At 40.2% G+C, this 22,444-nt stretch carries 18 protein-coding genes, 3 tRNA genes and 4 pseudogenes; 17 read left to right on the top strand and 8 right to left on the bottom strand.

What is annotated here, in order from left to right:
• Positions 1-101 precede the first annotated feature (101 nt).
• Positions 102-192: transfer RNA gene (locus tag ACFIMI_RS07000), tRNA-Ser, on the top strand.
• A 589-nt stretch (positions 193-781) separates the two neighbouring features.
• On the opposite strand, the gene ACFIMI_RS06995 is transcribed toward ACFIMI_RS07000, so the two are convergent.
• Positions 782-2,002 carry an MFS transporter gene (locus ACFIMI_RS06995; protein ID WP_375692378.1) on the bottom strand — a complete coding sequence of 407 codons (1,221 nt, stop codon included), beginning with the start codon at positions 2,000-2,002 and terminating at the stop codon, positions 782-784.
• Complete coding sequence (locus ACFIMI_RS06990; protein ID WP_375692377.1) at positions 1,999-2,472, bottom strand: hypothetical protein; 474 nt, start codon at positions 2,470-2,472, stop codon at positions 1,999-2,001. The genes ACFIMI_RS06995 and ACFIMI_RS06990 overlap by 4 nt, the downstream gene beginning before the upstream one ends.
• A 780-nt stretch (positions 2,473-3,252) precedes the next feature.
• Here ACFIMI_RS06990 and ACFIMI_RS06985 point away from each other — a divergent pair.
• The 12 genes and pseudogenes from ACFIMI_RS06985 to ACFIMI_RS06930 all read left to right on the top strand — a co-directional run.
• Positions 3,253-3,500 (top strand): annotated as a pseudogene (locus ACFIMI_RS06985) (baseplate assembly protein); the annotation flags it as partial.
• 259 nt (positions 3,501-3,759) lie between these two features.
• The gene (locus tag ACFIMI_RS06980; RefSeq protein ID WP_375692376.1) at positions 3,760-4,938 is read left to right on the top strand and encodes a YbfB/YjiJ family MFS transporter; all 1,179 of its coding nucleotides are present in this window, start codon (positions 3,760-3,762) and stop codon (positions 4,936-4,938) included.
• A gap of 94 nt (positions 4,939-5,032) precedes the next feature.
• Entirely contained in the window at positions 5,033-6,901 is a 1,869-nt protein-coding gene (locus ACFIMI_RS06975; protein ID WP_375692375.1) for an FAD/NAD(P)-binding protein, read from the top strand.
• 162 nt (positions 6,902-7,063) lie between these two features.
• Positions 7,064-8,227 (top strand): hypothetical protein, encoded by a 1,164-nt coding sequence (locus tag ACFIMI_RS06970; protein WP_375692374.1) that lies wholly within the window; start codon positions 7,064-7,066, stop codon positions 8,225-8,227.
• Between the two features lie 14 nt (positions 8,228-8,241).
• Entirely contained in the window at positions 8,242-8,451 is a 210-nt protein-coding gene (locus tag ACFIMI_RS06965; RefSeq protein WP_375692373.1) for a 2-hydroxymuconate tautomerase family protein, read from the top strand.
• Positions 8,452-8,597: 146 nt separating this feature from the next.
• Positions 8,598-9,758 (top strand): phage tail sheath family protein, encoded by a 1,161-nt coding sequence (locus tag ACFIMI_RS06960; RefSeq protein WP_375692372.1) that lies wholly within the window; start codon positions 8,598-8,600, stop codon positions 9,756-9,758.
• Positions 9,755-10,273 carry a phage major tail tube protein gene (locus ACFIMI_RS06955; RefSeq protein ID WP_375635060.1) on the top strand — a complete coding sequence of 173 codons (519 nt, stop codon included), beginning with the start codon at positions 9,755-9,757 and terminating at the stop codon, positions 10,271-10,273. The genes ACFIMI_RS06960 and ACFIMI_RS06955 overlap by 4 nt, the downstream gene beginning before the upstream one ends.
• 9 nt (positions 10,274-10,282) lie before the next feature.
• Positions 10,283-10,696 carry a hypothetical protein gene (locus ACFIMI_RS06950; protein ID WP_375692371.1) on the top strand — a complete coding sequence of 138 codons (414 nt, stop codon included), beginning with the start codon at positions 10,283-10,285 and terminating at the stop codon, positions 10,694-10,696.
• Positions 10,697-10,827: 131 nt separating this feature from the next.
• Positions 10,828-13,164: a phage tail tape measure protein gene (locus ACFIMI_RS06945; RefSeq protein ID WP_375692370.1), complete on the top strand. Its 2,337-nt coding sequence runs from the start codon at positions 10,828-10,830 to the stop codon at positions 13,162-13,164.
• 13 nt (positions 13,165-13,177) lie between these two features.
• Positions 13,178-13,639, top strand: a complete 462-nt coding sequence (locus tag ACFIMI_RS06940; protein ID WP_375692369.1) for a phage tail protein — start codon at positions 13,178-13,180, stop codon at positions 13,637-13,639.
• On the top strand, positions 13,636-13,890 hold the full coding sequence (locus ACFIMI_RS06935) for a tail protein X (protein WP_375692368.1): 255 nt from the start codon (positions 13,636-13,638) through the stop codon (positions 13,888-13,890). The genes ACFIMI_RS06940 and ACFIMI_RS06935 overlap by 4 nt, the downstream gene beginning before the upstream one ends.
• Positions 13,890-14,915 (top strand): phage late control D family protein, encoded by a 1,026-nt coding sequence (locus tag ACFIMI_RS06930; protein WP_375686235.1) that lies wholly within the window; start codon positions 13,890-13,892, stop codon positions 14,913-14,915. The genes ACFIMI_RS06935 and ACFIMI_RS06930 overlap by 1 nt, the downstream gene beginning before the upstream one ends.
• A 514-nt stretch (positions 14,916-15,429) precedes the next feature.
• Here ACFIMI_RS06930 and ACFIMI_RS06925 read toward each other — a convergent pair.
• A tRNA-Gln gene (locus ACFIMI_RS06925) sits at positions 15,430-15,503 on the bottom strand.
• Between the two features lie 260 nt (positions 15,504-15,763).
• Between ACFIMI_RS06925 and ACFIMI_RS06920 the strand changes: the two genes are divergently transcribed.
• From ACFIMI_RS06920 to ACFIMI_RS06910, 3 genes and pseudogenes are all read left to right on the top strand, one after another.
• On the top strand, positions 15,764-16,153 hold the full coding sequence (locus tag ACFIMI_RS06920) for a VOC family protein (RefSeq protein ID WP_375612407.1): 390 nt from the start codon (positions 15,764-15,766) through the stop codon (positions 16,151-16,153).
• Between the two features lie 232 nt (positions 16,154-16,385).
• A pseudogene (locus ACFIMI_RS06915) lies at positions 16,386-16,475 on the top strand (DNA adenine methylase); the annotation flags it as partial.
• A gap of 1,235 nt (positions 16,476-17,710) precedes the next feature.
• Positions 17,711-17,916 (top strand): annotated as a pseudogene (locus ACFIMI_RS06910) (DNA adenine methylase); the annotation flags it as partial.
• A 137-nt stretch (positions 17,917-18,053) separates the two neighbouring features.
• Here the strand turns inward: ACFIMI_RS06910 and ACFIMI_RS06905 are convergent.
• The 5 genes from ACFIMI_RS06905 to ACFIMI_RS06885 form a co-directional block, all read right to left on the bottom strand.
• A tRNA-Gln gene (locus ACFIMI_RS06905) sits at positions 18,054-18,127 on the bottom strand.
• Positions 18,128-18,191: 64 nt separating this feature from the next.
• The gene (locus tag ACFIMI_RS06900; protein ID WP_375613672.1) at positions 18,192-18,950 is read right to left on the bottom strand and encodes an ABC transporter ATP-binding protein; all 759 of its coding nucleotides are present in this window, start codon (positions 18,948-18,950) and stop codon (positions 18,192-18,194) included.
• Positions 18,947-19,822 carry an iron chelate uptake ABC transporter family permease subunit gene (locus ACFIMI_RS06895; RefSeq protein WP_375638712.1) on the bottom strand — a complete coding sequence of 292 codons (876 nt, stop codon included), beginning with the start codon at positions 19,820-19,822 and terminating at the stop codon, positions 18,947-18,949. The genes ACFIMI_RS06900 and ACFIMI_RS06895 overlap by 4 nt, the downstream gene beginning before the upstream one ends.
• 67 nt (positions 19,823-19,889) lie before the next feature.
• Entirely contained in the window at positions 19,890-20,846 is a 957-nt protein-coding gene (locus tag ACFIMI_RS06890) for an ABC transporter permease (RefSeq protein ID WP_375613670.1), read from the bottom strand.
• A 103-nt stretch (positions 20,847-20,949) separates the two neighbouring features.
• Positions 20,950-21,900: a siderophore ABC transporter substrate-binding protein gene (locus ACFIMI_RS06885; protein WP_375613669.1), complete on the bottom strand. Its 951-nt coding sequence runs from the start codon at positions 21,898-21,900 to the stop codon at positions 20,950-20,952.
• A 198-nt stretch (positions 21,901-22,098) separates the two neighbouring features.
• Between ACFIMI_RS06885 and ACFIMI_RS06880 the strand changes: the two are divergent.
• A pseudogene (locus ACFIMI_RS06880) lies at positions 22,099-22,444 on the top strand (hypothetical protein); the annotation flags it as partial.

The following is a 22,444-nucleotide window of genomic DNA, read 5'->3' as shown; positions in this document are numbered from 1 at the left end:
GCTCCTTATGGGATCAATAAAGGAAAAAAATTTTCAGATATTTGGGAAAAAAATCGAAAATGTCTTGAACTTTCTGTTGATACCATTTATGCCTCTCTGTTGGAGAGGTGGCCGAGTGGTCGAAGGCGCTCCCCTGCTAAGGGAGTAGGGCTCAAAAGGCTCTCGAGAGTTCGAATCTCTTCCTCTCCGCCATCTATTGTTATAAAAGCAGTTGACTGTGTATCGGAATTCTGTTTATCCCGTTGGGATTATGCCTCTCATATAAAAAGCATGTTCTAAACACAAATACACTTGTGTTGCCAATTTATGCACTTGTTTTAAAGAGATATCTTTGCAATGTGTATAAGCCCATTTTGCGACGCCACCTCGTAAATGGTATAAAACGCAAAAGTTTCTGTGAGGCGTATAAAGCCTTATAAAGCCGCACTATTTGTATACTTATGAAGATGCAAAGAGGCATATTATATATCTGCCTTCCTGTTGTTATAGATTTTGACTATGAGAGTTCATAAAAGGCATTTTTCCTTTCTAAATCGTTTTTATTTATACGGCTTTCTTTGCTTATGATGTGCAAGCAAATGATTTTGATTGTTTCAACCATAAAGCAGATTTGAAAAGAAAGAATCTTACAATATTCGCGTTTGGTATATTATCATTATAAATCAACGTGTTGCTTTATATTTGCATTGTGTATTGAAAGTTGGATGTGGCAATGCTCTCAAAAAAGTTATAGATTTCTTTTAGAAGAAAACATTGTGGGTGAAATGTTATGCTTTTCCTCTCATAGAGACTTTTGAGAGTGTTTCATCCATCTCATGACAACCAAACCACACATGAAAAAAGTAATGGTCGGTAATATTAGGTAGTAAGATGGAGAAACTTTTGCAGGAAGAAAAGAAATAATACTCAATACTGTAATTGAAAATATTCTTCCGCTAAAAGAGACAGCACCAACAACACCGGAAATATGCTGCGTTTGTTTTTGGTTAAGTTCTGAGAAAAATGAGCTTTTTGCACCGATCGGTACAGTGCAAATAAATCCATGGATTAAAGAGAAGGCGATGACTGATGCAGCCGTTTGATGGCTATGAACTGAAAAATAGAGCGCTATGCACATCAGCGCAGAAAAGAAGGAAAAATATTTTATAGAATTCTTATATTTTTTATCAAGAACATGATACTTAGACATCAGCAAATTTGAAAAATATTGTGCTGAAAAGGCTCCAATATGGCAGCACATCAAGACGAGCATTTGCGAACCGTTGAGGTGATGAATTTTTCCCCCTAAAAGTATTATTGGTTGCCAGAAATGATAAATAATCTGAATACCAGCGCTAAAAAGGCACATGAGGAAAATAAACCATGCTCCTCCTACTGTATTTTGAAATATCCAGAGCGTTTCCTTGGCATTGTGCAAGATTGTTTTTGTTTTGGACGTTTCAATTGTCGTTTTCTTTTCTTCAGGAACAATAAGGAATATCAAAAAAATAAATCCCATCATGAGGCATGAGATGATATATCCCATAAAATATCGTCCAGAGTAATAGATCGTTCCAATTCCTACAATCCCACTGAGAATACTTCCAAAAGAGTTAACCTGGTGGTAGAGATGAGCATAATGCGAAAAGTGATCCTGTTTATCGCCTAGAGAATGGTAAATCCATCCGTCAATGGCGCTGACAATGATGCAAATGCCTGCTGCATAGAGAATTTGCGCAATAATAAGTGCTGTCATATTGGGAGCTTGAAGGCATAGAAGATAAAATACTCCTGTCATAAAGACCCCAGCCATAACGGAATATTTATGCCGATATCTGTCAGATAAAACAGCGCAGGGAAAATCAAGCAGCAGAATGGTGGTGGAAAAGACAACCTGAAGCAGAGCTAATTGCGCCAGACTCACTCCCATGGACATTAAAAAAATCGCATGGTAAACGCCGATCAGCATGCGGATAGCGTTATAGGATCCATAGGTGAGAGCAAGGGTGCGAGGTCTGTTCATTGTGTTGTTTCATAGATTGTACAATAAGAATTTTCACTAAAAAGAATATTTTTCTGTGAAAAGATAGCGATTTCATATCCCCATTTAGGGATCAGTGGAAAGAAGGCTTCCATAACCACCCCAAAATTTAAAAGGCCTCTTAGTCTATATGGGACTTTAAAGCGTATTAATGAGAGAAAATGATGCAATTTTGAAGTGATTATGAGAAGCAACATAAGCCTCATAAATGAGATTGTTATCTTTTGAGGGGAATTGCTTGTGGGGCTGTTTCTTCCATAGTAATCATTTTGTCTAGATCTGTAAAATGACCCTAGGACGGCAAGATCATTGACATAATTAGGACTTATAGAAGTGTGTTTATTTTTTATACACCATTTACTGATCCATTCTCTTTGCTGATCAGCTGAAATAGCACAAATGATCCATAAATCGGTTTTTGGTAATTTTTTGATATCTTTTTTTATAGTCATCAACATTTGTAATCCCCCCCTTTCTTTCTGACTGTTTCTCCGTATCACTTTACGTCTAAAAAAGTTTTTTTCAGAATTCATCTTTACTTTATTTATTAAAAAGATTGTCTCGCAAGGTGCTTTTTAATCACGTCATTACGATTAAGAATTAAATTTCTGATATAAGAGGAAGGGTGCATGATACATTGTGACTAAATACATAAATCCCTCCGTATCCTGAAATGACGATTTCCTTTTGCAAAACAGTATCTTGAATGGAAGCTCGATAACCATTACTTTGATCATGAAATGATAACCTAAAAGAGTGCTTATGATTGCTTGAAGATATTCTTTAGATATTACAGAAAGAACAAAAAAATAGTTTAAAAAAATTAAACTTGGGATGAAAGCTTTCATCTTATGACGGATAATGGTGAATTTTAAACTTCATCTACTGTTTTTTTTGAGCTACTGTGCTGTAAGAAAGATCAAACTCCCCCAATTCATGTCTTTAATTTAAGTCATTGATCATAAACATTATATACTGTCTTTTTAAATTATAACTTTGCTCATTGCTTGTCTTCACTGATTAAATCAACATTTCTCTAAAATGCTACTTGAGAAAAATGCATCCTATCAGTTTAATGTTCTATGATCTTTTAATTAATTTAAAGAAGATAACATAAAATATACGATAAAAAATGAATAAATTTCAATTTTTATAAAAAAACAAACTTTTTACTGCTGCTGATAAAAAACAAAGCTATATTAAAAGTAGCCTTTATACCCTTCAATACTATTGATTTTTGGTTGTTACCGGATGAAGGTTCCTTTGTTTTGGAAAGAGCAGAGCAGAATTTAAGAGCAGAATGGGCGCGTGCGCAAAAGCTTGTCCTTGATCTCTCTTTAAGTTGGATACTAAGCCGCTTGATGGTTGAGGGTGTTCACCATGTGAACATAACGCAACCTTGTGAGGGTATTTTAGTCATACCTGATGAAGCAGAGCTTTAGGGGATATTGTCTTGTTTGAACGGGGGCGTGCTTATTGATTTCCTCGTTGTTATTGCTGCTTAATTTCAGCCATTATTTTCTGAAAAAGAAGCTTTGTAGGGAGAAGATCATACATGGAGCAGGGCGTAAAACGATGAAATGCATATAACTGATCCAGTAATGTTGACAATAATCGCTCAATATGTTCCTCTGGTTGTTCAAACAAATGGCTAGATTGGCTTTTATTCTCTGAGATAAGTGCTACCCTCGATGAGATAGAATGCGGATGAGCGAATTATTAGTTAAGGGATTAGAGTAATGGGGGGAAAAAATAATCGTCAAGATTTGAGTTATTTCAAAATCGCTGTGTTCGGTATGATTATTATGATTTTGGGGATGGGAATTGGGCGATTTTTCTATACGCCAGTATTTCCAGTTATGTTGGATGAAGGATTGTTTACCTTTAAGCAACTTTCTTATATAGCTAGTGCTAATTATGGCGGTTATTTAGTTGGGAGTATGTTTTTTTCGTTTTGCAGAGTTGGGAATATATCCCGTGCTCCCTACATGCTATTTGGTGCAGCTATAGTGACGAGTGCACTTATTTTTGCCATGGCGTTAACACCAAACTTTTACTTGGTCTTCTTTATCCGCTTTGCTGCCGGTATCGCGAGTGCAGCAATGATGATTTTTGGTTCTATGACGGTTATGCAGCATAGTCACAAGCTGTGGGTTATTGCTTCGCTCTATGCAGGTGTGGGAGTTGGTATTCTGCTGGGTAATGAGTATGTTATTATTGGTTTGAGTAAATCGCTGAACGCGAAAAATATTTGGTTTGGAGCTGGTTTTATATCTGTTGTATTGTTGCTCTTGTTGTTTATTTTATTTCCACGTCGTGTTGATGCGTCTCAATTTGCTATTAATGAGTCATTGGCACACGAAAATATCGTTTGGTGGGAACTCGCTCTGATTTATGGGCTTGCTGGGTTTGGTTATATTATTGTCGCGACATATCTTCCTCTGATGGCGAAAACATTTAATTTCCCACTACTCGCTAACCACTTATGGTCGTTTGTCGGAATTGCCATTGTTCCTAGTTGTTTCATTTGGTTATGGGGAGCCCATCGGTGGGGGGTATTACGTTGTCTGATGCTCAATTTGCTTATCCAAGGAGGATGCGTATTACTGACATTATTCAGTCAGTCTCTTGTACTGATCGTTCTCAGTTGTATAGGGTTTGGATTTACTTTTATGGGGACGACTTCTTTAGTTATGCCGTTAGCTAAGCGTTTATATGCGCCGTATGGCATAAATCTGCTAGGCTTGGCTACCTTAACTTACGGTTTTGGCCAAATATTAGGACCTCTCTTGACGAGTTTTTTACAGTCTGGTTCACATGCCATTGCGCTTTCCGTTATCTGTGGTGCTGTAGCGCTTTTTGTTGCTGCTGGAATCTGTCAATATTGTCTTTGTAAAAAGGTCGTTGGCGTTTCATAAACCCGCAATCTTCACTAAAAAGTCAGAGAATTTATTCCATTCTTTTTGAAACATTTTGTGAAAGTCAAATTATTCTAATAGGGGAGATTACAGAATGCTTCACTCTACAGTCGCTATTTTGGGCGTTGGTCCTCGTGGGATCAGTATTCTCGAACGCTTGCTCACACTTTATTCCCATTATCCATTTTCTGGGAACATTGATATTTTATTGATTGATCCCAATGAGATGGGAACCGGTACCCATAGTGTGCATCAACCGGATCATTTATTGGTTAACACTGTCGCTTGCCAGATTACTTTATTTGGTGATGATACAGTTAAGGGTGTCGGGCCTATTCGTAAAGGGCCGAATTTCTATCAATGGGCTATTCAACAAGGTTATCGTAATATTAACGGTGTTTTTTCTCGTACAGAGCATAATGTTGGGAGAGAAATCAAAGAAAATGATTATTTATCACGTCGTTTGTTAGGGGAATACCTGTCTTGGGCTTACCAAGAGTTCACGCAAGATTTACCTTCCGGTATTCGTATTAAGGAGATCCGACAAAAGGTTATTAATCTCCATATCCACCAAGATAATAAAACGGATGTTCTTTTGGAAGATGGCTGTCGTTATAGTGTAGATTTTGTTTATATGACCACGGGTCATGGTAAGAATATATATTCATCGCATGATGAAAGCCTGCAACAGTTTGTCGCTGCTCACCAAATGAAAAATGCGCTTTTGAACTATTATTCGAATCCTTATCCAATTGAAAAGTTGGACTCTATACAATCTCAGTCTCGTGTGCTGCTGCAGGGAATTGGATTAACTAGCTATGATGTCTTGTCGCAATTGACTTACGGTCGCGGTGGGACTTTTACTGAAAATGCTGGACAATTGCGCTACATGCCAAGCGGCACAGAACCTGCGACAGCTCTATTCTCCCGTCAAACATTGCCTTTTAGTAGTCGCGGGATTAATCAAAAGGGTGGTAGTGGGCAATACATACCATCATTCCTTACTCTCGATGCAATACATCATCTGCGTAAGCAATCCAGCATTGCTAACGGTTCTCCGAAGCTGGATTTCGAAACGCAGCTTTTACCTCTGTTGCTTAAAGAAATGTGTTATGTCTATCGAAGTACGCAGCTGGGGCACTGGCTAGACCCTGAAACCTATGTTGTTACTTCCAAAGACGAGCAGTGTATTCAAGCGTTGCTGTATTCTTATCGAAATAAAATATTTGCTTCTTTGAAGGATTATACAAGATTCTTCATGGAGCATTTGAAGGACGATCTTCATTCTTCCGCTGCAGGTAATGTTGATGGCCCAGTGAAAGCTGCTACAGATGTGCTACGAGATGTCCGTGATATCTTACGTTCAGCAATTGATTTTTGCGGGTTAACGTCTTCATCTCACAAGTACTTTATTGAATATTTTAATCCAAACTTTAACCGTATTTCTGTCGGCCCACCGATGCAGCGAAACCAAGAGTTGAAGGCTCTGATGGAGGCTGGTATCGTGACTTTGGCTGGCGGACCTTCACCTAAACTTGTTCTCAATGCTAGTACCAGCCGTTTCGAAATTCAGTCTGTTTTTCAAGATGAAAACAGTTCAGTTGATGGAGATGTGCTGATCAAGGCCAAGATTGATCGTTTTTCTCCGTTGCGTGATGAGTCCCCTTTTATCCAGAATTTGGCTGGTCAGGGCATCATTCGACCATTTATCAACCAAGGATATCATCCTGGTGGTATTGATATTGACCGTCGGCAGCATCCTATAGACACTAAAGGGCAAATACAAAATACATTATGGGTGGTCGGTAATCCAGTAGAGGGGCCCAATTTTTATACATATATTTTGCCTAGGCCTTTAGTTAATTCTCGTGCACTGCGGGATGCAGGGCGCTGTGTCACTGACATGTACGAGCAGCTTCTTAATCGCTACTCAGTCAAAGATTCAACAATTAATGTACATTGATGATGTAAAAAGCTTCCTGATACGCATGTCCTCCGTATCCGTTATAATGGCGATGCTGATGCTATTCATTTTTCTTATGTCTATCTCAATAAGAACTTGGTTTCTTATTCCATTGGCTGGAGTGACTGTTTTCGGTTATTTGCTTTTGACGATACCATACTGGTGGTTGAAGGGGAATGCACGCAGTGGTGTGTTCATCCTGTTGGCTTGTACTTTAGTGCTGATATGGCGTTGGTACTTGCTGTTGGTACTGTGCTTGTGCGTTTTACTGATGTCTTTTGGCTATTACTCGCCATGGGATTGTTGCGCCATGTGATGAATATATGGCGTATTTCAGAATTTCTCTCTGAACGGTTGATGCGCTATGGAAAGGGTTCGCTTACCCTGTCCATCGCGATACTGACTGCGTTTCTAGCTTGGCCGATGAGTTTGGGGGTTATCCCCCTAATGATTGATGCCTTGAAGCAAAGTGTTTTTCCCTCTCGCCATTTGGCCGCTATTGTGATGCGAATGATGAGCATCACAATGGTACTGATGCCGACCAGCATCGGTGCAGCAACAGTTTTTGCTGCTATGCCTAGAACACCAATATTCACATCCGCTGCTTTGGGGATACCACTTTTTCTATTCAGTCTGTTGTTGTTGTGCCTTTCTCCTGTTGTACCGCTAGCTAACCCGATTATTTGCGATGAGAGAAGAGCGAATAAAGAAGGAGAGAGAGTAAGAATTTGGATTTTTTTGATATTTTTCTGGCTAATATTTATCGTTGCGTTGACAGTTATCAAGTTGAATGCACTAGAAAGCATTGCATTGACGGCGAGCATTCTATACCTCATTGAGCGTGGGAGTTCACGCAGTATTGATTTTTTGACTCCTTTGGTGGCAGTGATACGCAGTATATCCAGTGAAATTATGTTGTTGCTAGGTTGTAGTCTGCTAATATCTACTTGTGATTTGCTTATTCCTTTGTTGCCGGTGACGTTTAGTCACTCATTGGCATCACTCTCTGTTTGGCAGCGTTATGCCTGTATTCTCTTTGTATTGCCAATTTTCAGTGTAGTAGGAATTCACCCTATGGTGCTATTTAGTTTGGCATTTCCCTTACTAGGGTCATCGATGGCTTATGGGGTTACGGATTATTTGGTTTGGATTTGCTTCTTTATTGCAGCTCAACTCCTTTCTCCTGTATCAATAAATGCTATTTTTGCTTCCAGTAGCCTGCATATTTCACCGGTGGATACGAGCTTTAAAATGCATAGTTATTATGTATTAATATTTAATCTTTTTGCGTTCATTTATTTGAGCTTTTTTATTCAATATTTGTAAATTATGGAGATCTTATGCCTTACATAAATATTAAAATTACTAATGAAGGGGTTACCTCTGAACAGAAACGGCAACTAATAGAAGGGGTAACTCAATTATTAGTTAATATTCTGAATAAAAATCCGAAAACGACTGTTGTCGTAATTGATGAAGTGGAGACAGACAATTGGGGTATCGGTGGAGTTCCCATTACAGAATTAAGAAAAGCTCAAAATAAAGAATAACTCTGTGTATTTGAAAAGAGTTTAAGGTCAATAGGGTTAATTAATGTAAAAAATCACGACCCTTAGCAACATTTGATCAAACCGCCCTTGGGGCGGTTGTTACAGCTCCTGATGCTGACAACCAAGTTTTTCCCCTCAACGAGCCTGTGTTAGTTTTTACACATGAGGGTGAGAAAATCCAAAAGCTTGGAACAAGAGGCACAGCTCTTGATGTGATTAATGCTGTGTGCGCGCAAGGGATCGAGGCACAAATTATTCTTGTGCGGGTGGAAGAAAAGTCAACCATTGCTGAGACACAAACCGAAATGGTGGGATCCAATACTCACTTGACCGGTGTGCATGCCTTAGCGCATGCGCGGGGGCATTTGGGGGTAGAGCCTGGAATTCTCTTAGCACCGGCTTATAGTGCAGGGCGCCTTGATAATGGCAAAAACCCTGTGGCAGACGCTTTGGAACAGGTTGCAGAAAAGTTGCAAGCCATTGCCGTGTTTGATACGGGGGGTAAAAATGCGGAAGAAAGCCTTGCCTATCGTGCAGATTTTTCCTCACGCTTTTGTTATTTGATTGACCCCTTTGTACGGGTGGCAAATCGTGAGGGGGGTGTTAGTGTTAAACCCGCAAGTCCTTTTGCAGCAGCCATGTTTATCAAACGTGACAAGCAAAGGGGCGGTGTTTTTTGGTCTCCTTCCAACCAAGATGTGCATGGCATTTTAGGGACAGCACGCCCCATTAGCTATTTTGATGGCGAAATTGATCATGAGGCAAATCGCCTTAACCAAGCCGATATTGCGACCTTTATTCCAGCACGGCTTAGCCAAAATGCGCATTTAGGTAATTCTGTGGGAGAAGTAGCTTCCAATGGGCGCATTTTATGGGGAAATCATACCACCTCCAGTGACCCATTGTGGCGCTTTGTCAATGTGGTGCGCACCCGTGCAGCCTTGGAAAAAACGATCATTAACAATTTCCGCCCTTGGGCGAATGATGAAAACCTTACTGGTCAACATGTCATTGCCATTACCCGCAGCCTTACACAGTTTCTTGATGATATGATTGCGCGTGGTGCGCTTTTGGGTGGCCGTGTTTGGTTTGACCGCGATTTAAATTCCAACAGCACTTTACAATTGGGAAAATTGCGGGTGGAATTTGATGCAGAAGAAGTGCCACCTTTAGAAGATTTGAGTTTCGGCAGCCGGCGCAATAGCGCTTATTTTGACCGTTTGGCGCAAGATATCCAAAAGAAAATGACTTATCAATTTGGCGATACGCTTGAAACTTATCGCAAAGCAGCAAGGAGTGACATATGACTTTAAGAATTGTTCGCGGTTTTACCTTGATTGTTGATGATGATGTGAATCTTCACCTTGATCTTGAAACCCTCAAATTACCTACGTTGGAAGAAATCACTGAAACCTATCAACCAGGGGGCTCTGATATGCAAATTGATGTGAGCGGTCTTGGTGTGAAAGCGCTAAGTTTACAAATGAAAATCCGCAGCCATACCCCTGAGGTCATCGGCATCTTCGGTGGTCCTCCTGGTCTTCGTCATAAATTCACTGGCAAAAAACATGTGATCTCTGAAGAAGATGGGCGTGAGCATGAACATTCCATTGATGTGACAGGGCGGTTGGTCAAAGTGGATAGCGAAGGCTTAACGGCTGGAAAAGCCACAGGCTATGATTGCGAGATCAAAAATATTTGGGACTATACGGAATTTTGGGATGGTTCTGTTTTGCACCGCTTTTCCTTTAAACGGGGCGGCTGGCTTGTCCGCAATGGGCAAGAGATCGGTTCTCGCCGCCGCTCTATTCTCAATTTATAGGAATTGATCATGACAAGTTTACAAACCAGCATTGACGTGGAATTAGCTGTTCCGCTTCCTTATCAAGATAAAAGTGGCAAAGAATCTCTCTGCAAGAAACTGACCTTTTATCGCCCCACTTTTAAGCATGCCAAGCAATTAGCGGTGCTCATTGGACCACAATTGACAGAGCTGCTGCTTCCTGAGTTTGGAGAGCAAAAAACAACTTTGAGCAATGATGTGCTTATCACGAAGCTTTCTCAAGTTTTGTTCACAAGTGAAGCAACAGAAGGCATCACAGCACTTTTGGCTGATATGTCACATGAATCTATTGAATTGATTGATCGAGTTGATGTGATGGATATTGTCGCAATATTGAAGGCTTTTTTTGCTTTTTTTCCGCAACTCCAATCCTCTCTGCCGGACAATTTGGGGCAGAGCTAGCCCTTTATTATCACTGGGCGCCTTCAGAAATTAACCAGATGGATTGGCTGGATGTGATTGCCTATCGAGAAGAACTCGCACGCCTGAAAGCTCAAGAATATGAAAGCCATCAGTTAGGATAAGAGACGATCATGGATGTTTCCCTTGTTGTGCGTTTTGTTAATCATCTGCAAGAGGGGATCGCTTCTGCCAAGCGGGATCTTGCAGCCTTTAGTTCAGATGTTGCGCATTTCCAAAACAAGACAAGGCAGCATTTTAAAGGGTGGTTTGACCCTGAGCATCTTGAGGATGCGACAAAGAATGCGGAAAATGCTTTTAACCATGCGCGGGGGCGTATGGTGGGTGCCATTGCGCAAACAGCAACCTTAATTGCACCGCTCTATAAAGCCATGCAATTTGATCAATCGATGAAGGGACTAGAAAAGGTTCTCGATGCCCCCCTTGATCGCTTAAAGGAATTGCGCCGTTTTGCTTTGGAAACCTCCACTAAGATTCCGCTAGCGGCACGTGAAGTTTTAGAACTGATGACCAGTGCCAGCCAAGCAGGGATTGGCGAACAAGATCTAGAAGCTTTTAGCATTTATGCTGCCAAAGCGGCTGTTGCTTTTGATATGACGGGGGATCAGATTGGGGAGCGCTTTGCCAAATTGCGCAATGTCTTTAAGCTTAATCAGGCAGGCATTGAAGATCTAGGCGATGCTATCAATCATCTCTCTAATCACATGGCGGCAAAAGCCAGTGAAGTGTCTGATTTTACCAATCGTGCCACCGGTGCGGCAACCATGTTTAAGCTCACTGCGCGCGAAACCGCGGCATTTGGTACAGCGATGATTTCTGCTGGGATTGTTCCAGAGAGTGCTGCGCGTGGTTTTAATGCCATGAGTGCGCGCATTCAAGCAGGGGGCAAGCATATTGAAGATGCTTTTGCCAATATTGGGCTTTCCCGCGAAAAATTCATGCAAGATCTGGACAAAGATGCCACCGGTACCTTGGTACGCTTTTTTGATGTGTTGGGTAAATCCGAACAGGGCATGCGTTCGCTGATTGCCATTGCGGGGCGCGATTTTACTGGTGATTTTGCCAAATTGGTGGGTAACCCCGAATTGTTAGGGCAAGCTTTAGATTATGTGAAAGATCCACAAGTCTTTAAAGGCTCTGTAGAACAAGAAGCAGACAAACAAGCAACCGGTGCCATGCGGCAATTTGAACTCTTACAAAACCGCATTGTGGCTTTAGGGATTAGCATTGGTGAAGTGCTTCTGCCTCCTCTCAACAGTCTCATGGAAACTGTTGGTAATTTTACTAATGGGCTTATGGCGTGGGCGAATGCCCATCCCACTTTAACAAGTGCCATTATCAAAACCATTGCTGCCCTGATGGCTTTTAATATTGCTCTGCGCGTGTTGCGCTTTACTCTTGCTGGCACACGTCTTGGGCTTCTTCAATTGATGGGCTCTTTTATCAAGCTTAGAGTACTCAGTCGTGGTGTTGCTGCAAGCTGGCGGGGCTTAGCAGCCGCAGGGCGCTCGCTGGGCTTGCTAACCGCGGGTCTTGGGGCAAGTTCACTCCGACTCTTACGCCCCATAACTTTACTGGTAGGGGCTTTACGGGGGATTGCTGTCTCAGGAAGTGCATTTGCTGCCTCTTTTGGTTGGATGGGGACAGTGATCGAAGTGGTTGGGGCAAGTCTTTCCTCTGTTGTGGGGGGTATTTTTACCCCAATAGGGGCTGTGGTTGCTGCTGTTGTGGCGGTCATACTGGCTGCTGGTTTTGCTTTGTGGAAATATTGGGATCGTTTTTCTTCTTTTATGAAGGGCTTTGCACGGGGGGTATCTCGGGCTTTTGGGCAAGCCTTTGAAGCCGTCATGCGCTTTTTTGGTGCCGATACCACCACCATCACCAAATGGAAAAATATCATTGCTGCTGCTTTTGATTTCTCTCAAACTTGGCAAAAGTTTAAACAAGAGCTTAGCGCTGTTGTCGAGTGGTTTGGCAATTTGTGGGAGGGCGTTAAACAAAGCTTTTCCAACTTTTGGCAATGGTTGAAGAGTTTTTTTACACAGGAAAAGCTCTCGGATGCTGCCAAGGCTGGTATGGAACAAGCGGGCGAAGATCTGGCTAATTCGATTGTCGATGGCTTTATGTCGTCTATCTCACAATTGATGGATTATTGTAAATCTTTGCCTAGCCGCATTAAGGGGTGGATTGGTTCCATTGATGTAAGAGAGTTTTTGCCAAGTTTTTTGGGGGGTAAAACAGCCATCCAACCCATCGTGCAATTTGCGGGGGCTTCTCCTGTAAATTCATCTGCGAGAGAGCAAAGAGACAAAGACCGTTCCCCCATCACACACAATCAAAATGTCACAGTGCATGTTAATGGTGCCCGTGATCCTGTTGTCACTGGTCGTGCGGTCGCTCACGCCATTCAACGGGCACGCGCTAACGCTCTGCATGGCGGGACAGAATGAGGGGAGGGAGCCTATGAGAGATCCTTTGATGATGTTAGGACCGCATCAATTTTATGTGGACTGGCTGAATTTCCAATCTTTTGAAGAAGAGTTTTCTGCCTCATGGGTTTGTATGGAGCGTTTTGGCAAGGCACCCAGTTTGCAATTTACCGGCTATGGCAATGATGCAAAGACCATTCATGGAGTTTGGTTTCCAGAAGAATTTGGTGATCGGGTAGCCATTGATGCCATCACTACAACTATCCGAAGAGCAAAGCCGGTCCAGATGCTTCGTTGGATCAATGATACCACCTATAGTGTCCTTCTTCATGGACCCGTAGTAATCACCACGATCAATAAAGACCACGACTATATCAGTCTTTCTGGTCAATCCCAACGCATCCGCTATTCCATTACGCTCTTGCCCTTTTTTAATGGCGGAAAACCACAAGGACAATACCAAGAGGGACAAATCCAAGTGGGACAAACTCTATGAAGATACCAGAAAAGCATGTTATTGTAGAGCTAGAGGATATGAGCCTCGATCTCCTTTGCTTTCACCATGTCATGGCAGTGTTCAGAGACCGGAGGCAAGCTGGTTTACTCAAAGGCTATTTAGAAGCCACACTGGAAGCTAATCCAGAGATTGCCAAATATGGTGTGTTTTTACCACGGGGCTTAAAGGTCATGCTGCCTGAATTTGTTAGCCAAGAAAAGAACAGCATGGTGAAGCGGTTATGGGATTAATGCGTACACACCCTTTTATTGTGGTCAAGGTGGGAGACAAACCTGTTCATGAGGTTTTTTACCAGCGTCTTTTAACCGCAACGATTACGGACCATGCCGGGAATGAAGCCGATACATTTGAAGCAGAGTTTGATGATAGTGGTAATGATTTAGAGGTTCCCTCAAGCAATAGTGCGCTACAGGTGATCTTTGGTTATGAGAACAGCATCAGTGCATTTATGGGGTGTTTTGTTGTCGAATCGGTTGTAAGTTGTGGTGGCAGTGATGGAGAGATTTTGCGCCTTTGTGGCAAAAGTGCCTCGATGCGTAAAGAGCTCAAAGAACAGGTGAGTGAGCATTTTGATCACAAAACTGTTGGTGAGATTGTGGAGACACTTGCCAAACGCCATGGCTATCAAGCAAAGGTCAGTCCTCAGTTCACTCAACAAACTTTGCCTTATGTGATTCGTACAGATCAATCGGCTGTTGATTTTTTAACCCGCCTTGCCGATCGCATGCGGGCACGTTTTTTGATCAAGGACAATAAGTTTTTATTTTTAAGCGGTGACAATTTACCAGCATTAGCAATCCATAAGCACGACTGTTCCAACTGGGAATTTACGTTAGAGCCACGTACGCAATATGGCACCATTGAAGCTTCTTATTTTGATCGCTCAAAAGGGCAGCAATGCCAAGTCAAACATCAGACAGGGTTTAGCGGTCCTGTGCGGCGTTTACGGACTTGTTACACTTGTGAGGAGGAAGCACGAGCTGCTGCTGCTTCCGAGTCGGACAGGTTGTGTCGTGCTGTAGGCAGTGGTTCTTTGACCCTTGAGGGACGCCCTGAAATCATGGCGGATCAACCTCTCATCCTTCAAGGGTTTCGTGGGCAAATCAATGGTCCATGGAAAGCCGCAACCGTCACCCACCGCTATGAAAAACAAAGCGGATACACAACAGAAATCACACTCGAGGCACCAAACAAGGGAAAAGAGGCAGGAGAAAAGGAAACCTCTGAGAGACAGAAAATCAAAGGGACAACTTGACCCTTTGATCGGTCGTGATGAGGAATAGGTGCAACTTGCACCAATTGCATGAGTACAGCAATAGGGTAATGTTTACCCAATTCCTAAAAGGAGCAATGGTGCAAACATTGCACAATTGCAGACTGAAGAGCAATTTGGTCAAGTTGACCGAATTCCTTAAACGCTTCTCTTTTTAATAATGTCCTGAATAATGTGCTTAGGATACAGAAAAATCATCAGTCAATTTATGCTAAAAGAAGTCATACCATCTTATATACGCTGCTTCTCAAATAATACGATTCCAACTCAATGATTGATCATCTCAAATTGCGATTTTGAGCAGAAAAGAAAAAGAGGCTTTAAATGATCTTTGAAAGGCCTTTGAAGACCCTTTGAGAACCCCTTAAAAACTCTTTGAAAAAAATAAATTGGTACAAAACCTAGTGGCAAAATATACAAAACCTGCTGGCAAGCTACAACAAAACCTGCTGGCAAGCTACAGTCAAAATATACAAAACCCGCTGGCAAGCTACACTGGCTGGGGAACTTGGATTCGAACCAAGATTGACGGAGTCAGAGTCCGCTGTTCTACCATTAAACTATTCCCCAATAAGCCAATTTTACCATTTCTAGCAGATTCTATAGTGTAGGCAAGTGCAAAAAATCTTTAGATTATCGATAATAAAGAGCGATAGGGATATCATTATAATCCCCGTAGTGGCGGTCTCAATATTTTAGCATATAGCAATAAGCGAATAAAAACATGTAAATAGAGCACACCGCGAATGGAGGCATCACAAACTCTTGTTGAAATATTCTCTAATAGGTATATGCCTGTCAGGCAACAGCTACTAAATCATGGAGAATTTATGAGTAATATTCCTACTTATCCTGTTACCCCAAACCTACAGTTGGTATACGTTTCAAACATAGAGTACTCTACGGCTTTTTACAAATTCATCTTCAAGAAAGAACCTGTGTTTACCTCGCCACGCTATGTTGCATTTGCTTCTTCGGGGGACGCTCTCTTTGCTCTCTGGTCTGGGGGCGATACGCCTGAGGAAAATGCACCTCGTTTTTCAGAAATCGGCATTATGTTGCCTACTGGAGAGGACGTAGATAAGCTCTATGCGGAATGGAAAGAGCAAACCACTGTTGAGATAAATGTTTTGAAGGAACCGTATACTGATGTATTTGGACGTACCTTTCTAATCAAAGATCCGGACGGACACATTATTCGTGTTTGTCCACTGGATTAAAAAGCCTGAGATCTGATCTTTAATCGTCTGAATTATAATACCTGAATTATAATAATTGTCTGTTTCCAAAACCTATAAGCTATGTATGCTAAGAGGCTTACTTACGACGTGTGGCTTATCCGTTCGGTGCTGTTCCACTATATTCAGCCCCACAACCTGCCTGTTTCCACAGGCGGTCTAATTGGCTTGGACATCAGTCGGCGTTATTGCATGGCCAGTGATCAGTACTTGTAAAATCATAGAAGCTATCCCTCATCGCACTTATATTGAGCCTTTTATTGGAATGGGAGGAATATTTTTTACAAGGAAATTGATATCTTTATGAAGTTAAAAAGGTTTTGTACATAAAAACTAATAAAATCAATATATTAAGTGTAGTTATTTTGTATGAATCCACTTAAGAATCCATACTTTTATGCATGTTTGAATTGATCATTTTTTATATAAAATTGCCATGGATGAATAGACCATAAAAAGCAAATCATGATGCAAATACTATAACGCATGGGTGCATTCAAATGAAATGAAAAGCGGTTATCATTCATAACGTATCATAAATTTTATGATACGTTTTTATCACAGCACAAATCACATTGTTTTAAATTTCAGTTGTTTGGAATTATCGATAACATAAATTGCATACGTTTAAGAATGGGATGTGTTTTGCTCTTTATTTGAGTGCAACCTTAAAAGGAATAATCGTTTGAAACGATCATAAGCTTATAGATTGAGTTCATAAAGATTGCATAAAAGAATTTAAAGACAAGATCATTTTTAAAAACGCTTACTAAAAAGTTAGTAAATGATAGGCAGGCATTATATAGATACTATCATCACAATATAGAATGAAAATCACAATGTTATGTCTTATGAAATTGAAAGCCTTTTAATGATATAACGCAAGCAAGCGAGAAAAAAACGTTTTAAAAGTTACAGTTTAAAAATACGAAACCAAATGAGCTCTCTCAAAATTTGGGGGGCACCTATTGAAAAAAAGATGAGGCAGCAAAATTCAAAACCATTGTAACATCTAAGGTATGGGATTTTATTCAATTTTGAGTCAAAAGCTATAATGTTTAAAGATGGCTATTCTAAAGATAACGCCTCCAAAATTGGATTGGTTAATTTTGCCAACTCAAATTTGAGCTGGTTAATTTGCAAAGAAGTTACATTTGAGTGCAAAATGAAAAGATACTTATGAAAGCCTTATTGAGAAAACATTCATTTAAGATGCATTTTCTTTTGATTGGATTGATAAAGTTACCAAGCGTTTATAGATTCTATAATGCTAATGAATGATATCAAAATCATAGCTATCATTTACGTTTCTTTTGATAAGTTTTCATATTTCTAAATAGAGCACTTGCAATATGATACGTTTTGTATATATGAATTTATTACTCCATTGTGGATGATTCATTTGAATCTTATAATCAATATCTGAAAGCCGCGTCATATCATTTGGCTCGGCTTTCTTTTTTGAATTCTCTCTTTAGATAGGTTTATAGCTATTAGATAAGGCTTTCCCATAAACAGAGCCAGATATACGTGTATTACTATGGAAAGGATTTATTTGCGCGAGGATTACCAGACAATGTTTGCTTTGCTTGCGCAAGAGAAAAATTCTTCTCTCTCAATGATGTGTCTCAGATCCGAAAAATATTTAGCCAATTTAATATAAAAGGGGTTGCCACATCTTATACATGTGGTTCAAAGAATCCGCACCGGCTCAAGAGCTTATCATCTCAAATTGCAATTTTTAGAGGAAGAGAAAATATGCATTAAAGGGATTTTAAATAACCCTTGAAAGTTTTTGAAGATCCTTTGAAAAAAATAAATTGATGCAAAACCTGCTTTCAAATTATACAAAACCCGATGACAAGCTACAATCATTAAATACTGGCTGGGGAACTTGGATTCGAACCAAGATTGACGAAGTCAAAGTCCGCTGTTCTACCATTAAACTATTCCCCAATAAGCCAATTTTACTATCCCTAGCAGATTCTATAGTGCATGCAAGCGCAAAAAATCTTTATGATTATCGATAATAAAGAGCGATAGGGATGTCATTAATTGTTTTGATTTGAATATCGACATCATAAATGTCTTTAAGAATTTTTGGTTGCATAATTTCTTTTGGAGTCCCACAATAGGCCGCTTTCCCATTTTTCAATGCAACAATCATATCTGAGTAAGATGAGGCAAAATTAATATCGTGCATAACAATAAGAATGGTTTTTTTCAGTTCATCAGCTGTGCGGCGTAATTGCTTCATCATAGAAACCGCATGTTTCATATCCAGATTGTTTAATGGTTCATCTAAAAGAAGATAATCAGTGTCTTGGCAGATAACCATGGCTATAAAAGCGCGTTGACGCTGACCGCCAGAAAGCTCATCTAAAAAACGGTCTTGTAAATCTTGTAAGCCGAGATAGCGTAGCGCACTGTCGATAAATTGTTTATCTTCATGTGTATACCAGCCTTTTGAATAAGGATAGCGTCCGAAACTTACTAAATCGTACACGGTTAAGCGAAAAGACAAAGGATTTTCTTGACGCAGAATTGAGAGTTTTTGAGCCAAAATATCGTGGGGCATTTTATCAATATCAAAGCCGTCGATATGAATTGTACCATTATGGTGTGGCAAAAGACGTCTTATCAGCATTAAAAGAGTTGACTTTCCCGAACCATTGGGCCCAATAAGAGAAATAATCCCCCCTTTTGGAAGATGAAGGCATAAATTATCGATAATCAATCGTGCTCCGTAAGCCTTGGAAAGATGATTGATCTCAATCATTTTAGTTTTCCCTTCATCAGTAACATTAAGAAAACAATTCCCCCACAAAACTCAATGATAAAACTTAAACGTCCTGCCATATGAAAAATTTGTTCTAAAATAAATTGTCCACCCACCAGACAAATAATAGCCAATAATATTGCAATTGGAACAACAACACTGTGTTTTGCTTGAGGAGAAAGTTCATAGGAAAGGTTGGCAACTAACAGTCCAAAAAAGGTGACGGGGCCTACCAATGCGGTGGAAATGGATACGAGAATGGAAATAAAAATAAGGACAGCTGTCGCACTTTTGTGGTAATTAACGCCAAGATTGAGGGCATTTTCACGTCCTAAAGCCAAGATATCAAGAAGATGACGGGAATGCCATCCAATCAGACTCACAATGAAGACAATGATTGTGGCAAAGCCTATTAACGGTGTATTAAATTTATTAAAATTTGCAAACATAATATCGGTTAAATTCATCATTTGGTCTGGATTTAGTTGCAATTGCATAAACATCCGTAAACTGAAAAAAAATCCGCCTAAAACAACACCGATTAAAAGCGTCAAATGAAGTCCTTTTAGGCTTCCTGAAAAGAGCCAGCGAAAAAGGCTTATTGAAAAAAGGATAAGAATGAGGGCTTCAAGAACAAGCTGTCCTTCTTCATTCAAAAAGGGCAAAGAAAGAGAGCCTACAAAATACATTAGGGCAGTCTTTATTAAAATATAAAGCTGATCAAATCCCATAATTGAAGGAGTAAGAAGACGGTTATTAACGATTGTTTGAAATAAAACCGTGGAAACGCTTATTGCATAGGCAATAAGAAGTAGAGAGGAAAGTTTTGTAAGACGAAATTTCCATGTATAAACATTGATATTCCACGTCATGTAAAGACTAATGACAGTGCATGCTATGATGATAAGTGTTGTTAGTACACATATTGTTTTTCTTCTTCTATCCAAGACGCTTTCTCCAGCGTAAAAGCAGTATCATAAAAATAAAACTACCGATTACACCCATTATGGTGCTGATGGGAATTTCAAGAGAGGGATGAATGATTCGTCCTAAAAGATCACAAATTAAGACCAATCCTGCACCGCTGATGGCCACCCAAGGAGCGGTATAGCGCATATTATCTCCCATGAAACTTGAAACAATATTTGGAATAATCAACCCAACAAAAGGAATACGGCCAATGGTACAGACAACAACAGCAGTGATTGAGGCGACAATAAAAAGACCAAAAAACATGACAACACGATAATTCAATCCAAGGTTATTGGTTAAATCTTCTCCCAAACTTGCAACTGTAAAGCGATCAGCAGTACAATAGGCCAGAATACAAAGGGGAAGGGATAGCCATAAGAGCTCATATTTTCCTTCAAGAACCATCGAAAAACTGCCAAATAAGTAAGCTTGAAGAGAAGGAAGTAACATTTCATAATCTGCAATGGCATTGGTTAAAGAGCCAATAATATAGCTTAGCATAATCCCTGTAAGGGGTACAATGAGAGCAGATTTTAGAGGAATGCGTCGCAATAAAAACATAAAAAGTAAAGTGCCTACCATGGCAAAAATTGTCGCAACGACCATTTTTCCTAAAACAGGAATATCGGGCCAAAAAATCATAATAAAAAGAATGCCAAGGGAAGCAGATTCAATGGTTCCAGTGGTTGATGGTTCGACAAAGCGATTGCGTGTTAATAGTTGCATAATCATGCCTGAAAGTGCAAGTGCTGCGCCTACTAAAAGGATTGCAATGGTACGAGGAAGACGTGTTTGCCAAAAAATAAGCCACGCATGGGGATCGGCTGCGAAAAGGTTAGAAGGTGTGACATCAGAATAACCAACAAAAATGCTGAGGATAGACAGGAAAATTAGAAGTGTTATGGTTATCCAGTAATTCTTCACGTTAAATCATTTTCTAACAAAATCTACAAAAAGCAAAGACTGCTTAATAAACAACCTCTGCTTTTAAATTTTATTTATATAGCAAGCAAGCTCTTTCGTGCGCTTATTTGCTCTTTGTAAAGGCTTCATTGATCTGCTGTGCGGTTTCAATGAGTGCCGTTAAACCGCCATTTGCACGATACCAACTCCAAGAGTCCAAATAAATAATTTGGTTTTGTTTGCTTGCTGTTGTGCGGTGAACAAGCTCATTGTTGAGCAATTGTGCTGCGGATTGTCCTTCCCGTCCAATGGCTGCATCGCGATCAATCACTAACAACCAATCAGGATTGGTTTCAAGAATGAATTCAGGAGAAATGAGTTGTCCATGTTTTTGCACGGTAAGTTTATCGGTTGCAGGGGCAATTCCAAAAGCGGAGTGAAAAATATCGAAACGTGATTTTGGTCCGAAAGCACTGATTTTTCCACCAGAGGTCATGAGTATGAGCCCGGTGCCTTTTCCTTGGGTATTTTTACGGACTTCAGCAAAAGCTTCATTGATTTTTGCAATTTCCTTTTCTGCTTCTTGTGTTTTACCAAAAATTTTTCCAAGGATAGACACATTTCGTTTTATATCTTCAAGAGAATTTTCGTTTTCTACGGTTAGATCAATTGTTGGGGCTATTTTGGATAAGTCTTTATATTTTGCTTGAGTTCTGGAGGAAATAATAATCAAATCGGGTTGAAGAGTGGCAATTTTTTCATAATCTGGCTCAAAAACGGTTCCAATTCTTTCATATTTTGCATCGTCAAATTGTTGCAGATAGGAAGGTTTTTTTCCTTCAGGAAGGCCGATAACTGCTTGGATACCAAGGCGATTCATATTATCTAGCGAGGCAAGATCAAACACAACAACCTTTTGCGGAGAAGTGGGAACAGAAGTCGTTCCTGAAACATGATCAATCGTTACATTTGTCTGGGTACTGGTATTTGCAATACTCGTATGAGTCCACAAAATCGTTGCAAAACTAATTGCAACCAGTAAAACAGAAGTCATCCATTTCATATATTTTATCATCGTGATTTTATCCTTTTATCTAATATTACAAAGGTTTGCGCACTTAAAAACTTAACTTTGGTATTTTTATGCACAAAATGAAGCGTAAATAAATAACACTATGTTGTAAAGTTGACTGACATATGTTACAAATCGTTCACTTACCTCATTTTCACTTAATTCTAGTGTTTTTGCAACATTATTTAGAAAGTTTGACATATGATCAATGTATTTAAAAAGCGTACACGTTTGTACGCACTGACAACAAGTGCTTTCTTCTTTTTACAAGGTGTAGATGTTTCTATGGGGAGTAGTTGGTTCTCACTGCCTTCAATTTCATTGCCAAATCTAAGTGGATTATCATCTCTGGTGCCATCTTTTAGAAATTCATCAAAATCTCCTGCACCTAAAGCAGTTGAATTACCTGCACCTCCTTCGCCACAAGTCGCTAGCCAAGGGGATGGTGCTGGCGCTGGTGTCCCTGGTGCTGTCCCTGGTGCTGTCCCTGGTGCTGTCCCTGGTGCTGTCCCTGGTGCTGTCCCTGGTGCTGTCCCTGGTGCTGTCC

This window comes from Bartonella sp. AP4SXKL, from assembly GCF_042195845.1.
In the GTDB taxonomy this organism is placed as follows: domain Bacteria; phylum Pseudomonadota; class Alphaproteobacteria; order Rhizobiales; family Rhizobiaceae; genus Bartonella.
This window is presented reverse-complemented; position numbering and strand designations above follow the sequence as displayed.